Genomic DNA, 15618 nt, shown 5'->3' with positions numbered 1-15618 from the left:
AGTTTTTAACTTTCGCTACTGGCGCCCATCCGCTTTGTCCCCTCCAAACTAGATAAATGGGGGGGATTTCACCAATGAATGCTGCTGATACAGCCTGGATCATGACCGCGACGGCCTTGGTTTTGTTTATGACACTGCCGGGGCTTGCGCTGTTCTACGGTGGCCTCGTGCGCGGCCGTAACGTGCTTAGCGTGTTTATGCATTGTTATGCGATTGCATGTTTGATGAGCGTGCTTTGGTTCTTTGTGGGCTATTCCATCGCCTTCGGCTCCGGCACCTCCGGTTTTTGGGGGGGCTTGGACAAAGCGGGCCTAAGCGGCGTTACAGCCGACAGCCTGTCTGGCACCCTACCCGAGATCCTGTTTTTCGCGTTTCAAATGACATTCGCCATCATCACGCCTGCGCTGATCGTCGGTGCCTATGTTGAACGGATCGGCTTTGGCTTTGTCATGTTGTTTTCAGGCCTGTGGATGCTGATCTGCTATGCGCCGGTGGTGCACTGGGTCTGGGGCGGCGGTTTTCTGGCCGACGGCGGTATCTTTGGTGACGTGGGCGTGCGCGATTTCGCGGGCGGCATCGTTGTTCACGAAACCGCAGGTATTGCAGCGCTGATCATCGCGTTCTTCCTGGGCGCACGCAAAAACCACAACACGCCCCCGCACAACCCCGGCTTTGTCATGATCGGTGCGGCGATGCTGTGGGTCGGTTGGTTCGGCTTTAACGGCGGTTCGCAACTGGCCGCTGACGGTGGTGCCGCCATGGCGATCACTGTCACCCATATCTCGGCCGCGACGGCATCGCTGTCTTGGGCATTGTGGGAGCGTATCAAGTTCGGCAAATCATCGATGGTTGGCATCGTCACCGGCACCATCGCCGGTCTGGCCTCGATCACCCCTGCATCCGGTTTCGTCGGCCCGTGGGAGGCATTGATCATCGGTGCCGTGGCTGGTGTGCTGTGCCAAGAGGCCGTTGTGCTGATCCGCAACAAAGCCAAAATCGACGACACGCTGGACGTCTTTGCCGTACACGGTGTGGGCGGTATTTTCGGTACGATCATGATCGCCGCCTTTGGTGCCGGTACATGGGCCGCGCAGCTCGGGTCACTGGCGATTGTAGGCATCTACACCACAGTTGTAACCGTGGCGCTGCTGTTCATCTGCAAAGCGATCACGCCCCTGCGCGTCTCGGAAGAGGACGAGATCACCGGCCTAGATCTGGCCGTGCACGGCGAACGCGCCTACGAGCTAACAAGCTAAGCGTTTAAGGGCCTGCACCGCCTTGGTGCGGGCCCCTTTTGTCGCGCCATTACTCCAAAAGTCATGACGAAACGGATGGTATCCGGGCAAAGCTGAAAACCAGCATCATGTCGGCGCGCTATCTAGAAAGCCGGGTAAAAGCATCTGACAAGATAGGTTTTCTATTCTTAAGGTGCCTTTGGACAAGCATTTTGCTTCTAAGTCCCTTGGCAAGCGGCGCCGCTGGCTTGGGTTGCCTATCAAGACCGAACTCGGGGAACATAAGAGAGATTTCCGCGCGAGTCGTATCTGGCAATGCCTTGAGCGCCTCTGCCCCGAGAAAAAGCGTTTCGGTTGGCGTGCCATTCGCAAAAACAACTTGGTGATCGTCACAGATGAAATGCCAATACTCGACATGCGCATCATCATCGACAATTTCGACGCCCGGTAACGGCAGCAGTTTTTTCGCCGGTATCAGCATATCGCTATCGTGAAACATGCGATCTGCAATCTTGGAGGATATAAGGATCCTGTGTTGTGGTGAAACGATCAGGTCACAGGCGGGAACGCCCTCATTATCCAATGCACCTTTCGAAATTTTGATGGGGCGCAAGTTCGGGTTCAAGCTTAAGTCTTCGGGGAATATGCGGCGCTTTCGGATCCATCGGATCGGTTGGACCCCATGGTGCAGCGTTTTGACCATGCTTCCCACCGTAAGGTTTTCGATGGGGGTTTCCCCCTGATCTGTCAGGATCAAGGTGCCTGCCGTAAAGCAAACCACCATTTCGGAATAAGGCACCGTGGGCGAATTGCTAACGATGGACAGAACATCGTAGCTTAGCCCCGGCACAAGCGGCGCGTCAGTGGCAACACCGTGGAGCGTGTTATCCATCCGGATACCATAGGCCGTAATGTTGTCTGCGGGATCGCTCGATCCTACGACACGTACGATATAGCTATATTCGACCTGAATGTTATCGCCCGGAGAAAACGAGGCACCGTCAAAACTGACAGCACTTGCAATATCCTGCGAGGTCGCATCGTCGTTTTCCAGGTTTGCGTCATTGTCGACCACGTCAATCGCGTGTTTGGTAGAACCACCGTTGATAGAGAATGTGGAAACGCCAACCGCGCCATCATTACCGTCCATCGTGTTGGAAAACACATCAGGACCGGACGACGTTATATCACTGATTTGCCAGAGATAGATGGTGGGCATTGGCGTGTAGGCTCCAAATTCTGGGGCGCTCTTCTGATCGTATTCTATTCGGCTAAATTCCGGCCTTGTGAATGGGTAACAGCGGTCAGTTAAAGAAGCGTTTCTATCGTTTTTGTTTTCACAATAGCCACGCTTGAAGCCGTGAGGCTGAAAGATAGCTAAGTCAAAGGTCAGAACCATAAATGAGGTGCCAATACACTTTTTTCAGCTTGCACTACTGAAGGTCAAAGGCCTTTGTTAGGCGGGTTTTGGTGGAGATGTCGGAGAGCCTTTCTGAACTGCGGCTCTGCTTCCTGGACCTTCCTGTCGGTCGTCGGTTGCTATAACCTGACAAAACGACAGATCAAAAGGTGGCGCGCATGCTGAAAACAATTTGGATGTCTGACCCTCATTTTTCAGATGAAGATGACATATTGGGCCACGATCCCCGCGTTCGGCTGGAAAACGCCTTGGATCACATCAACGGCAATCATTCTGACGCCAGTTTTTGCGTGATTTCTGGGGATATGGTCAACCAAGCGACACAGGAAAATTACGAGGCAATATCCAAGCTGCTTGAAAAGCTTGACGTTCCCCTACTGCCAATGGTGGGGAACCATGATGATCGTAAGCTGTTCAGGAAAAACCTATCGTTACCTGATGCTTGTATGAAAGAATTCATTCAATTTTCGGTTTCTACGCCCAGCGGATTGATTGTGTGTTTAGATACATTAAAGGTCGGATCAGACGCTGGCGAGCTATGCGAAGAGCGTCTGGATTGGCTTCGTAACCTATTGGAAAATAATGTAGGCAAACCAGTCTATATTTTCATGCACCATCCACCCATGGCTGTTGGTTTGCCGATGCAGGACACCGACGGTTTGGCTGATGGCGATGTTTTTCTGGAGTTGGTTTCGAAATATGACTGTGTGAAGTACTTGTTCATCGGGCATGTTCACCGTCCCATTTCGGGCACGATACGCGGTGTGCCGTTTTCGACGATGCGCTCAATCCTATATCAAGCCCCAGCTCCGCGACCACAATGGAATTGGGATACTTTTACGCCAAGTGAAGAGGCCCCAAATATCGGTGTCATCACGATTTCGGACTTGGGTGTGAACCTTCAATATGAGCAATTCTGCCGGTTTGAAGAAGGCATCTATCTCAAGTAAGTTTGGACCGATTGCTGCCGTTGCCGCGACATCCATCCTCCCCCCTTGCAGCTACCTCTTTTCCCCTAAGCCGACGGCCCATACAAATCGGCCGCGCGTTTCTCAAAAGCCCGCACCACGCGTTGCATGGCCTCATTAAACACCACGCCGATGATCTTTTGCAGCACAAGGTTCTTGAACTCGAAGTCGACAAAGAAATGCACCTTGCAGGTGCCCTGCCCCGCGTCCTCGAAATGCCAGTTGGATTTCATGAACTTGAACGGCCCGTCCAGGTATTCGGTGTCGATCTTTTTCGCCTCGGGCCACAGCACAACGCGGCTGGTGAACCGCTCGCGGAATACTTTGAAACTAATCACCAGATCAGCATCCATTACCTCGTGATCGCCTTTGTCGTCGCGGCTTTTGATGCGCGCGGCGGCGGTCCACGGCAAAAAACCGGGATAGGATGCCACATCGGCCACCAGATCGTACATCTGTTGCGCGGTGTAGGGCAGTTCGCGGGTCTCTGAATGGGTAGGCATTGATTTCCATCTGTCTAGAAGTTAGCCCTTATGAAATCTTAAATACCCCTTTTTCAAGGTTAAACCCATGCCAGCGCGTCCTTATGTTATCGATCAAATGATTTCGGCCAAATCGATTGCGGCGCGGATCGAGAGTTTGTGCGGCGAAATTCAAGCTGAGTTCGAGGGTACAGAGAAGCTGTTCGTGGTCGGTTTGCTGCGCGGGTCGTTCGTATTCATAGCCGATCTTGTGCGCGAACTGGACCTGCCGATCGAGGTCGACTTCCTTGAGGCGTCCAGCTATGGTGACGGTATGGAAAGCAGCCGAGAAGTTCGTATTCTCAAAGACTTACGCGGTGCAATCGAAGGGCGCGACGTGCTTGTTGTCGAGGATATCGTCGATACCGGACATACGCTTCACCACGTGCGCAACCTGCTGATGTCGCGTGAACCGGCGCGTCTGAAAACCATTGCGCTGCTGGATAAACCCAGCCGTCGCGAGGTGGACATGAAAGCTGACTGGATCGGCTTTGAAATACCGGATGAATTTGTTGTGGGCTATGGCATTGACTTCGCCCAAAGCGACCGCAATCTGCCCTTTATTGGCAAGGTGCGTTTCACATGATGAGCCCCGTCTGGTTTATGCGTATGAAACGCTGGGCGCAAAACCCGCCGTCGCCCGGGCGGGTCAAGTTTGTCTTTGCGATCATTCTGGTCGCGGCGATCATCTTTGGTCTGGAATACGCAGGCTATTGGCCTGAATGGTTAACCGCGACCCGTATCGGCCGCGGATTTTAACCTAACGCGCGGATAGTTTCGCCAGACGGGCCGCCCGCAGACGGGCAAAATCGTCGCCCGCGTGATAGCTGGACCGGGTCAGCGGTGTCGCTGATACCATCAAGAACCCCTTGCCGAATGCCGCCTTTTCATAGGATGCAAATTCATCAGGATGCACGAAACGATCCACGCGGTGATGTTTGGGCGTGGGTTGCAGATATTGTCCGATGGTCAGGAAATCGATGTCGGCGGCGCGCATGTCTTCCATAACCTGAATAACCGATTGGCGATCTTCGCCCAAGCCGACCATGATCCCGGATTTGGTGAACATCGACGGGTCAAGCTCTTTGACCCGCTGCAACAGACGCAAGCTGTGGAAATAGCGCGCGCCGGGGCGGACTTCGGGATAAAGGCCCGGTACGGTTTCAAGATTGTGGTTAAACACGTCGGGCCGCGCTTCGACCACGGTTTCAAGCACGGACGGATCACAGCGGATGAAATCAGGTGTCAGAATTTCGATCGTTGTATCGGGTGACCGTTTGCGAATAGCGCGGATGGTTTGGGCGAAATGTTCGGCCCCGCCGTCGTCAATATCGTCACGGTCTACGGATGTGATGACAACGTGGTTTAGGCCCAGCTTGGCCACGGCGGCGGCGACGCGGCCCGGTTCAAACACATCCAATGCCTCGGGCGGTTTACCGGTTGCAATGTTGCAGAAGGTACATGCGCGGGTACAGACCTCGCCCATGATCATCATGGTGGCGTGGCCCTGTGACCAGCATTCACCAACATTAGGGCAACCCGCCTCCTCGCACACCGTCACCAGTTTGTTTTCGCGCATGATCTTGGCCGTATCGGCATAGCCCTGACCGCCGGGGGCTTTCACGCGAATCCAGCTTGGCTTTTTCGGCTGCGGATTGTCGGGGCGTTTGGCTTTCTCGGGGTGGCGCTGTTCGGGAATCTTAAGGTCGCGCATGATCAGGCTCCGTATGGCGGTTCGTTGGCAATGTAGTCGGTTCGTGCCCTACAGGAAAGGGGCACCAGACGCATGGCGGGTTTTCGTAGGTGAACATGTTTCCAAACGGTTACGCACCCGCAGGGGACACGCGAGGATCGCCAGCATCCGCACATGTTTTTCCTTCGCCAAACAGGCTATAGACCCTATGACTGTCTGAAAGTTTAATTGTCACAGTAAAGAGGGAAATTTTATGTCTCAACCGACCGATATCCAAGACGTCTGCATTATCGGGTCCGGCCCTGCCGGGCTGCAGGCTGCCTATTATTTTGCCAAAAAGGGGCTGTCATTTACCATTCTGGAACGGTCGGACAAGATCAGCGCGTTTTTGCGTAATTTTCCGCGCCACCGCACATTTATTTCGATCAACAAGGTCCACACCGGGTTAAACAACCCCGAAACCCGCCTGCGCCACGACTGGAATTCGCTGCTGAATGACGAGGGGGTTTTGTTCAAGGACTGGAGCCGCAAGTATTTCCCCAGTGCCGATGACTTTATCAGCTATGCCGAAACCTTCGCCAAGCCGCTGGCCGATCACATCATCTGCAATTCCGATGTTCAGAGAATCGAAAAATCCGATACCGGGTTTTTGATCACCTGCGCGGACGGGGCCACCCACCGTGCGGCTAATGTGATCGTTGCCACCGGTGTCAGTCAGGCCTGGGATCCGGGCATCAAGGGCTTTGAACTGGCGGCGAATTACACCGAGTTCAAGACTGACCCCGCGCTTTACGAAAACAAGCGGGTGCTGATCCTAGGCAAGGGCAACTCCGCGTTTGAGACTGCGGATTCGCTGGTCGAACACGCCGCCAGCATCCACGTAATGAGTCCCAACCCGATCAAATTCGCGTGGCAGACCCATTTCGTGGGCAACTTGCGGGCAGTGAACAATAACTTTCTTGATACCTATCAATTGAAATCCCAGAACGCGGTAATCGATGCCAAGGCGCTTGAGATCACCAAAGACGGTGACGTCTACACCGTGCGCGCCGCAATGACGGCGGCCGAGGGGCATGAGATCGTGCTGACCTATGACCACGTCATCGCCTGCACCGGGTTCCAGTTCGACAATTCCATTTTTGCCCCCGACATTCAGCCTGCCCTGCGTCATTTCGATAAGTTTCCGGTCATGACTGGCGAATGGGAAAGCGAAAATGTCAAAGGGCTGTTCTTTGCCGGGACGATCATGCAATCCTGCGACTACAAGAAAACCATGTCGGGGTTCATTCACGGCTTCCGGCACAACGTCAAAAGCCTGGCTGATTTGATCGTGGCGCGGGTTCGGGGCACCGACTACCCCACCAGCCACACACCGCTGACCGCGACGGCTCTCGGCGACAGCATCATTCACCGGATCAGCACCGCTTCGGGGATTTTCCTCCAGCCCGGTTTCATGGCCGATCTGGTTTTTCTGGATGGAGATGAGGCGGGAAAAACCTATCACGATGTGCCGGTATCCTGGGCACAAAATGCGCCGTTTACCACTGGCCGGTTCTTGCAAATCACTCTGGAATATGGGGATTTCGGTGCAGACGCCCTTCATGTGAAACGCCAGAACAATGTCTTTGGCAAAGAGCCGGATGCGTTCATTCACCCCGTCATCCGTCTAATTCACGATGGCCAAGTCGTGGATGAAATGCACATGGCGGACCATCTTGACGCAGATTGGCGCCCCCGCGAAACCCGCGATGGCGATCAGGGCACCGTCTTGCAGATGACCTTTGCTGATGCAGGGGGCACGGTTGACCCTGCCGATGTTGCGCGCCGGCAGCTTGACGCATTTCTGGCCCGTGTGGGGATCGCCAAAGGACAGCAACAGGCTGCCGCTGAATAGAGAAACGGCGCGGCGATAATATGCCGCGCCGCCTCTGCCCCCGCCGTTTCCGTTTCAGGTCACCCGATCATCGCGCTTTCAGGCCCCAGCGTTTCATCGTAATGCGTGCGCAGCCGCATCAAGGCGATGCGCAGCACGATTTTGCCGGACCGCGCCGACCAGCCAAGCCGCCTTTCGGTGGTTTCCAGCCCTTCCAGATAGCAACAGCAACGCAATACGATATCCGATAGCCCCGGCCCCAGATCAGCCAGCGCCGACGCCACGCGTGCCCGTGCGGCTGACGGAGCGCTGCCGCTAAAACCACCGGTAGGTGCATCGCCACCGGGGGTCAGGAAACGGTCCCAGTTCTGGGTTGTCTTCTCGCCCATCTGGGCCAGCTCGAAATCCTCTCTGAGCCGCTCACCAGCCTGCACCAACCGGTCGGACAGGAAATTTGTCCCATCTTTGTCCCGGCGCCGCGCAAGGGCGGCCAAGGGGCTCTCGGCCAAACTATACCGTGCCCTGCGCGAGATGCGCGGCGCTTCGTCGGTGTCTTGCCGGGGGGTGAACTCAGCTTGCGCATCGGCGAAACCTTGGGGCGTGCGGGGTTTGTCCTGCTGCAACATCTGTTCAAGCGCCGTGCGCCCCGCGGCCGTAATGAAATAGCGTGTGATCCGCCCGTTGGTATTCGTCGCGATCCATCCTTTCAGGGCCATGGCCTGCGCAATGGGCCGGTCGACCACGGCAGTTCTGGTGCTTGTTCCCCCTGCGCCGTCGCGCACAACAACGGCCTTTTCCATTTCCGCCGCCACGGCCAAAACGGCACCGGTTTCGCACAAACGGCGTAAAATGCGGCGGGCTTCGCAGGTCAGCGTTTCGTCATCTGGCATATTCGGGTCATTGGGCTGGGTCATCGTGGGCCTTTCGATATCTGCGGGCTTCTCGCGGCGACTGGCGCGGCCCAGAGTTTCCAAAGCATCGTCAATCAGCGGATCATCGCGCCGCGTCTCGAGTTTTCTGATCTGACGTAAGATGGTTGAGGCATGGCAGTCAGCAGAGCGCGCGAGCGCCCGGATCGGCCGTCCCAGTTCCACATGTGAAAGGTAATGCCGCGCCTCTGTTGGCACCCAGCCCGGAATTCTCGATCCCGCAGAAAATGGCGGGGTGTGTGTGTTTAATAGCCCTGTCATAGTAAATGTCCTCTTCCAATAATGGCCAATTTATCCCCAGCTTTATCCACACAACCTACGGATTGACTGGTTACGTGATTGTTAAAATTCGACCGTCCCACCCATCATTGTTTCTAATTCGTAAACAGCCGTAACCGGTCCGTGCGGAGCGCCTAAAGGCGACGCAACGGATCAAAAAATCGTGGAAAGCTCGAGGTTCCCCTTGCGACAGATGCGGGGCCGTTCAACCCTTTAAGGATATGAAAACGTGCAAGATATTATTTCCCGACTGAACAACTTACACCGCCCGGCTCTCTTGATGCGGGCCGCGCGTATTGGTGCAGACAAGTACCGGCGCACGGGCCATTTATGCCGCTTGCTGGGGGCCGGTACCCCGCCCCGCCACGGGCCCGCGTTAATGCATTTGATCGAGATGGAGGCAGAGTTGAACGACCAACGAAAAATGGCGGACGCAAGCTATTGCCTGGTCCGCCATGTCGAGGTTGTCATTGCGATCATCGGCGAGGCCCGCATGCTGCGCAGCGGCCCTGACCAGATCACATAAAGCTGTCTGGCTCTGCCGCTTTGCGCTCTGCCACAAATGCATCGAGCGCCTCGCGAATGGCGGGGTCCATCGGGGGCTGAACATAGTCGCCCAACAGCTTCTCAACCCGCGCCGTTGCCAAGGTTTGGGTATCGCGTGCCCCCTCGTCGGACCAGGTTTCAAACGGTTTGTAATCCAACAGATCGGATTTCCAGAATGCCTGCTTGAAATTCGCCTGCGTGTGGGCGCAGCCCAGATAATGCCCACCCGGCCCAACCTCACGGATCGCATCCAGCGCCTGGGCGTTCTCGTCCATCTCAATGCCGCGGGCCAGATGGTGCAAGGTCCCCAGCTGATCGGCGTCCATGACGAACTTTTCAAAGGAGCTGACCAAGCCCCCCTCAAGCCACCCGCAGGCGTGGAGCATAAAGTTCACCCCCGACAGCAGGCCCATATTCAGGCTGTTCGCGGTCTCATAGGCGGCCTGCGCATCAGGCAGTTTCGACCCGCAGAACGATCCGGCAGACCGAAAAGGCAGTTTCATCCGCCGCGCCAATTGCCCCGCACCATAGGTAATATGCGCAGCCTCGGGCGTACCAAAGGTTGGCGCGCCGGAATTCATATCAATTGATGTAACAAATGCCCCGAAAATCACCGGTGCGCCTTTTCGGATCAGCTGGCTATAGGCGATACCTGCCATCACCTCGGCCAGAACCTGCGTCAATGTCCCGGCTACCGATACCGGTGCCATGGCGCCGCCCACGATAAAGGGTGAAATGACCGCGGCCTGATTGTTTTCGGCAAAAACCTTGAGCGCGCCCATCATTACATCGTCAAATGTCATCGGCGAGTTAATGTTGATCAGCGATGTCATCACCGTGTTTTGCTGTACAAAATCAGCACCAAACAGGATTTTGCACATGTCCACCGAATCCTGCGCGCGGCTCGGTTCGGTCACGGATCCCATAAACGGCTTGTCGCTCAACGTCATATGCGCGTGCAGCATGTCCAGATGGCGCTTGTTCACAGGCACATCCGTCGGCTCGCAAACGGTGCCACCCGAATGGTGCAGCCATTTCGACATATAGCCTAGCTTCACGAACTTGTTGAAATCATCCATCGTGGCATAACGCCGTCCGCCCTCCGCATCCCGCACAAAGGGGGGGCCGTAAACCGGTGCCAACACCAGATTTCGCCCGCCAATCACGACATTACGATCCGGGTTGCGGGCATGTTGCGTGTATTCAGACGGGGCCGTCTTGCACAATTCGCGGGCCAAACCACGCGGAATACGCACGCGATCCCCGGTAACATTTGCCCCAGCAGCACGCCAAAGCTCCAACGCTTCGGGGTTGTCTGGAAAATTCACGCCAATCTCTTCAAGAACGATGTCGGCGTTGCGTTCGATGATCTCAAGCGCTTCGTCATTCAATATCTCAAAGTTCGGAATATTGCGCTCTATATATTTTGCAGTTTCAAAGGATACGGCCGAACGCGCTGCCCGCCGTGCTGCTCCACCGCCGCCGCGCCCACGTCTTGCTGATTCCGCCATGATATTTTCCTTTTCGCCAAATCTGCGGCCTAGCTACCTTATTCTCAGGCACCGCTTCACGCAGATAACGGCTTTAGGCGTCAAAAACCGACATTGTCCGACGTTCATCCCTTCTCTGGCTCAAAAATATCCCGGGGGTCTGGGGGCTGGCCCCCAGTCCTCTCTTGCCACGCGGGCCATCCGCCCATAATCAGTCTGCATGACAGATATCTCCCATGACCGCCTTCTCATCATCGACTTCGGCAGCCAGGTCACCCAGCTGATCGCCCGCCGGTTGCGTGAACTTAATGTGTTTTGTGAAATTCATCCGTTCAATACGGTGGATGACGCCTTCCTCAGGGAGTTTAATCCCAAGGCGGTGATCCTATCTGGCGGGCCGTCGTCGGTCTTTGCCGAAGGGGCACCAATGCCACCGCAGTCGGTGTTCGAACTGGGCGTTCCGATCTTGGGCATCTGCTATGGCCAGCAGGTGATGATGCATTGTCTGGGCGGCAAGGTGGAACGCGGTCACGGCACGGCAGAGTTTGGCCGTGCGTTTGTGACCCCCACCCCAGAGCGACTTGAATTGCTGGAAGGCTGGTTCCTTACCGAAAAAGAACAGGTCTGGATGAGCCACGGCGACCATGTCAGCGCCATTGCCCCCGGCTTTGAAGTCTACGGTACCTCGCCCAACGCGCCATTTGCCGTTACCGGCGATGTGTCGCGCAACTTTTATGCGGTGCAGTTCCACCCAGAGGTCCATCACACGCCAAATGGCGCGCGGCTGTACGAAAACTTCGTTAAGCTGGCCGGCTTCAAGGGCGACTGGACCATGCGCGCCTACCGCGAGGAAGCCATCGCCGCGATCCGCGAACAAGTGGGTGACGCCAAGGTGATTTGCGGCCTGTCCGGCGGGGTTGATTCGTCGGTTGCCGCCGTCTTGATCCACGAGGCCATCGGCGACCAACTCACTTGCGTTTTTGTTGACCACGGTCTGTTGCGCAAAGGCGAAGCCGAAGAAGTCGTGACCATGTTCCGCGACAATTACAACATGCCGCTGATCCATGCCGACGAACAAGAGCTGTTCTTGGGCGAATTGGATGGGGTTTCCGACCCTGAAACCAAGCGCAAGATTATCGGCAAGCTGTTTATTGATGTGTTCCAGAAACATGCGACAGCCGTGGGCGATGCCAAGTTTTTGGCTCAAGGGACGCTATACCCTGATGTGATCGAATCTGTGTCCTTTTCCGGCGGGCCGTCGGTCACCATCAAATCGCATCACAATGTCGGCGGTTTGCCCGAAAAAATGGGGCTGAAGCTGGTCGAACCCCTGCGCGAGCTGTTCAAGGACGAGGTCCGAGCTTTGGGCCGTGAACTGGGTCTGCCCCCCAGCTTCATCGGGCGCCATCCCTTTCCCGGCCCCGGCCTGGCCATTCGGTGCCCCGGCGAGATTACCCGCGAAAAGCTGGCGATCCTGCGCGAGGCGGACGCGGTCTATATAGATCAGATCCGTAAGCATGGCTTGTATGATGAAATCTGGCAGGCGTTTGTCGCGATCCTGCCCGTGCGCACGGTTGGCGTGATGGGCGATGGTCGAACCTATGATTTCGCCTGCGCCTTGCGCGCAGTTACGTCTGTCGATGGTATGACAGCGGATTATTATCCGTTTACGCATGAGTTTCTGGGCGAGACCGCGACACGTATCATCAACGAGGTGCCGGGCATAAACCGCGTCACCTATGACATCACATCCAAACCCCCTGGCACGATTGAATGGGAATAAAGGTCAAAAGAGATTCTTTGCCTTCGGCGAGGATTTTAGCCCATTTGGAAATAGTGTTGTGAGCCCGACCCTTACGGCAGCGTTTTGGATGGTCGGGTCGATCAGTTCATTTTCCGCGATGGCTGTCGCGGGTCGCGAGCTTTCGGGGGTTTACGATACCTTCGAGATTATGATGTACCGATCAGCGGTTGGTGTTCTGGTCGTTATGACACTTGCATTTGCCACCGGTGCGTGGCGGCAGATCAACACCCGTGATTTGGGGCTTCAGATCGGGCGCAATCTGGCGCATTTCACCGGGCAAAACCTGTGGTTTTATGCGGTGACGATGATTCCGCTGGCACAGGTTTTCGCGTTGGAATTTACGTCGCCCTTATGGGTGATCGTACTGTCTCCGCTGATTTTAGGTGAAAAGCTTACCAAGATCAGGGCCTTGGCGGCGATCATGGGTTTTGTCGGGATTTTGATTGTGGCCCGGCCCACGGTTGCAGGGATCAATGCGGGTGTTGTGACGGCGGCATCCTCGGCGATCTTCTTTGCCCTGACGATCATGCTGACGAAACGTTTGACGCGCACGCAGACCATCACCACGATCCTGTTTTACCTGACCGTGACGCAGTTGTTTTTTGGATTAGTTATGGCGGGATATGATGGGGATATTGCCCTGCCAGCCGGGCAGCACGGATTGCTTTTGCTGGTGATCGGGATCGCCGGGCTGGTGGCACATTATTGTCTGACGACTGCCTTGTCCATCGCCCCCGCCACGGTGGTCGTGCCGATCGATTTCATCCGCCTGCCCGTCATCGCGATCATCGGTATGCTGGTTTATGCCGAAGCGTTGGATGTTTGGGTCTTTGTCGGGGCTGCCATCATATTTGCAGGAAATTATATCAATATCTGGTTTGAAACCCACAAGCAGGCCTAGCGACATTGGGCCATAGTGTTCAATTTTGGCTGCGACAGCACGGGTGGCTAGTTTATCTGCAAGCCATTTGATAGTTAATGCAAAACCGTTTGGTCCAAGGACGATACCGATGCTTTACCCTTCTGCTGATGCATGGCGTGCGGCACCGCGCAAAAAGGTGCTGTTGTTTGCCATGTCGGGCCTTGGGAAAACCCACCTCGCCCATCTGTTGCGCGGCAATGGCAACTGGTTTCACTATTCCATCGATTACCGCATTGGCACCCGTTATCTGGGCGAAACCATTGCCGATAACGCCAAAGCCGAAGCGATGAAAGTACCGTTTCTGCGCGATCTTCTGCTAAGCGACAGCATTTATATCGGGTCGAACATCACCTTTGATAACCTAAGCCCCGTCGCCACATGGCTGGGCAAGCCGGGCGATCCGGCCAAGGGTGGTTTGCCGATGGCGGAATACGCAAAACGCCAGGAAGCGTTCAAACAAGCAGAGCTATCGGCGCTGATGGACACCGCGCATTTTGCCGAGCGAGCGCAAGCATTGTATGATTACCCACATTTCATCTGCGACACTGGCGGATCAATTTGCGAATGGGCAGACCCAAACGATGATCACGATCCGCTGATGACGGCGCTGGCCAAGGAATGCCTGCTGGTCTGGATCAAAGGCGATGAGGCGCATACGCAGGAATTGATACGCCGCTTTGATAAGGCCCCCAAGCCGATGGCCTATCAGCCCGAATTTTTGGCACGGGTTTGGGATGAATATCTGAGCGAAAACAATTGTGAAGAGGACGAAGTTGATCCTGATGCCTTTGTGCGTTGGACCTATGCCCAAGCGCTTGCCCACCGTCAGCCCCGCTATGAGGCGATGGCCCGTTGGGGTGTGACCGTGACCGCCGATCAAGTGGCCGCATTGACCTGTGAAGACGATTTTGTCGACCTCATCGCCAACGCAATCGACGGCTGACCCTTGGCAGTGACGCCCGCGCGCTCTATCTACTGATCACCCTTTTCTAGCCGTTTGTTTCAAGTTGGACTTCACCTATGCCGATCAAGCTCCCTTCTGACCTGCCCGCCTATGATGTGCTCACACACGAAGGCGTTATGGTGCTTGATGAAGGTCAGGCGGCCAAGCAGGACATCCGCCCGCTGCGCATCGCCTTGCTGAACCTGATGCCAAAAAAGATCCAGACGGAAAACCAGTTTGCCCGCCTGATCGGGGCGACGCCCTTGCAGATTGAATTAAGTCTGCTGCGCATGTCAGACCACCAGTCGCGCAACACGGCCGCCGAGCATATGGAAAGCTTTTACCGCCCTGTGTCCGAAGTCTGGGACGAGAAATTCGATGGTTTGATCATCACAGGCGCGCCGATCGAGCATATGGATTTCGAGGACGTCACCTATTGGGATGAATTGACCCGCGTGATGGATTGGACCCAAACCAACGTGCATTCGACCTTTGGCGTTTGCTGGGGCGGCATGGCGATGATTAACCATTTCCACGGTGTGAAAAAGCACATGCTGGATCACAAGGCCTTTGGCTGTTTCAGACATACAAACCTGATGCCGTCCTCGCCCTATTTACGTGGTTTTTCAGATGATTGCGTGGTGCCTGTCAGCCGGTGGACCGAAATGCGCGCGGCGGAAGTAGAGGCCGTGCCGGGTCTGAACATTCTGTTGGGCAGTTCCGAGGTTGGCCCCTGTCTGGTCGAAGATGCGGCGCACCGCGCGCTCTATATCTTTAACCACTTTGAATACGACCGCGACACGCTGAAAGACGAATATGACCGCGATGTCGAAGCGGGCGTGCCGATCAATGTGCCGGGTAATTATTATCCCAATGACGACCCCGCACAGGTGCCGCTGAACCGGTGGCGCAGCCATGCTCATCTGCTGTATGGCAACTGGATCAACGAAATTTACCAGTCGACGCATTTTGATATCACAAAAATTGGCACTTAA

General features: G+C 55.5%; 15 protein-coding genes. 10 read left to right on the top strand and 5 right to left on the bottom strand.

Features of this window, described 5'->3' with window-relative positions:
- Positions 1–74: 74 nt before the first annotated feature.
- Positions 75–1256, top strand: coding sequence for an ammonium transporter (locus tag BM347_RS03535; protein WP_093915003.1), 1182 nt, complete (start codon positions 75–77; stop codon positions 1254–1256).
- Positions 1257–1374: 118 nt separating this feature from the next.
- On the opposite strand, the gene BM347_RS03530 is transcribed toward BM347_RS03535, so the two are convergent.
- Entirely contained in the window at positions 1375–2634 is a 1260-nt protein-coding gene (locus BM347_RS03530; RefSeq protein ID WP_093915002.1) for a Hint domain-containing protein, read from the bottom strand.
- Between the two features lie 179 nt (positions 2635–2813).
- On the opposite strand from BM347_RS03530, the gene BM347_RS03525 reads away from it, so the two are divergent.
- Positions 2814–3605: a phosphodiesterase gene (locus BM347_RS03525; RefSeq protein ID WP_093915001.1), complete on the top strand. Its 792-nt coding sequence runs from the start codon at positions 2814–2816 to the stop codon at positions 3603–3605.
- A 65-nt stretch (positions 3606–3670) separates the two neighbouring features.
- Here the strand turns inward: BM347_RS03525 and BM347_RS03520 are convergent, their stop codons facing one another.
- Positions 3671–4126 carry a type II toxin-antitoxin system RatA family toxin gene (locus BM347_RS03520; protein WP_093915000.1) on the bottom strand — a complete coding sequence of 152 codons (456 nt, stop codon included), beginning with the start codon at positions 4124–4126 and terminating at the stop codon, positions 3671–3673.
- 67 nt (positions 4127–4193) lie between these two features.
- Between BM347_RS03520 and hpt the strand changes: the two genes are divergently transcribed.
- A complete protein-coding gene (gene hpt / locus BM347_RS03515) occupies positions 4194–4730 on the top strand; it encodes a hypoxanthine phosphoribosyltransferase (protein WP_093914999.1) in 537 nt (178 codons plus the stop codon).
- Positions 4727–4903 (top strand): hypothetical protein, encoded by a 177-nt coding sequence (locus BM347_RS17525; RefSeq protein WP_175498449.1) that lies wholly within the window; start codon positions 4727–4729, stop codon positions 4901–4903. The genes hpt and BM347_RS17525 overlap by 4 nt, the downstream gene beginning before the upstream one ends.
- A 1-nt stretch (position 4904) precedes the next feature.
- Here the strand turns inward: BM347_RS17525 and lipA are convergent, their stop codons facing one another.
- Positions 4905–5858, bottom strand: a complete 954-nt coding sequence (lipA, locus tag BM347_RS03510; RefSeq protein WP_093914998.1) for a lipoyl synthase — start codon at positions 5856–5858, stop codon at positions 4905–4907.
- A 232-nt stretch (positions 5859–6090) separates the two neighbouring features.
- Here lipA and BM347_RS03505 point away from each other — a divergent pair, with 232 nt between their 5' ends.
- Positions 6091–7731: an NAD(P)-binding domain-containing protein gene (locus BM347_RS03505; RefSeq protein ID WP_093914997.1), complete on the top strand. Its 1641-nt coding sequence runs from the start codon at positions 6091–6093 to the stop codon at positions 7729–7731.
- Positions 7732–7790: 59 nt separating this feature from the next.
- Here the strand turns inward: BM347_RS03505 and BM347_RS03500 are convergent, their stop codons facing one another.
- Complete coding sequence (locus BM347_RS03500) at positions 7791–8900, bottom strand: DUF6456 domain-containing protein (RefSeq protein WP_093914996.1); 1110 nt, start codon at positions 8898–8900, stop codon at positions 7791–7793.
- Positions 8901–9147: 247 nt separating this feature from the next.
- On the opposite strand from BM347_RS03500, the gene BM347_RS03495 reads away from it, so the two are divergent.
- Positions 9148–9444, top strand: coding sequence for a DUF6477 family protein (locus tag BM347_RS03495; protein ID WP_093914995.1), 297 nt, complete (start codon positions 9148–9150; stop codon positions 9442–9444).
- Here the strand turns inward: BM347_RS03495 and BM347_RS03490 are convergent.
- Positions 9437–10975, bottom strand: a complete 1539-nt coding sequence (locus BM347_RS03490; RefSeq protein ID WP_093914994.1) for a trimethylamine methyltransferase family protein — start codon at positions 10973–10975, stop codon at positions 9437–9439. The genes BM347_RS03495 and BM347_RS03490 overlap by 8 nt on opposite strands.
- A gap of 199 nt (positions 10976–11174) precedes the next feature.
- Here BM347_RS03490 and guaA point away from each other — a divergent pair, with 199 nt between their 5' ends.
- From guaA to metA, 4 genes are all read left to right on the top strand, one after another.
- Positions 11175–12737 (top strand): glutamine-hydrolyzing GMP synthase, encoded by a 1563-nt coding sequence (gene guaA, locus BM347_RS03485; protein ID WP_093914993.1) that lies wholly within the window; start codon positions 11175–11177, stop codon positions 12735–12737.
- 88 nt (positions 12738–12825) lie between these two features.
- Positions 12826–13659 carry a DMT family transporter gene (locus BM347_RS03480; RefSeq protein ID WP_093914992.1) on the top strand — a complete coding sequence of 278 codons (834 nt, stop codon included), beginning with the start codon at positions 12826–12828 and terminating at the stop codon, positions 13657–13659.
- 109 nt (positions 13660–13768) lie between these two features.
- Positions 13769–14623, top strand: a complete 855-nt coding sequence (locus tag BM347_RS03475) for an ATPase (RefSeq protein WP_093914991.1) — start codon at positions 13769–13771, stop codon at positions 14621–14623.
- 77 nt (positions 14624–14700) lie between these two features.
- Positions 14701–15618, top strand: coding sequence for a homoserine O-acetyltransferase MetA (metA, locus tag BM347_RS03470; RefSeq protein WP_093914990.1), 918 nt, complete (start codon positions 14701–14703; stop codon positions 15616–15618).

Source organism: Sulfitobacter marinus (assembly GCF_900116285.1).
In the GTDB taxonomy this organism is placed as follows: Bacteria; Pseudomonadota; Alphaproteobacteria; order Rhodobacterales; family Rhodobacteraceae; genus Sulfitobacter; species Sulfitobacter marinus.
The sequence above is the reverse complement of the archived record's forward strand: the minus strand, read 5'-3'. Positions and strand labels throughout refer to the sequence as shown.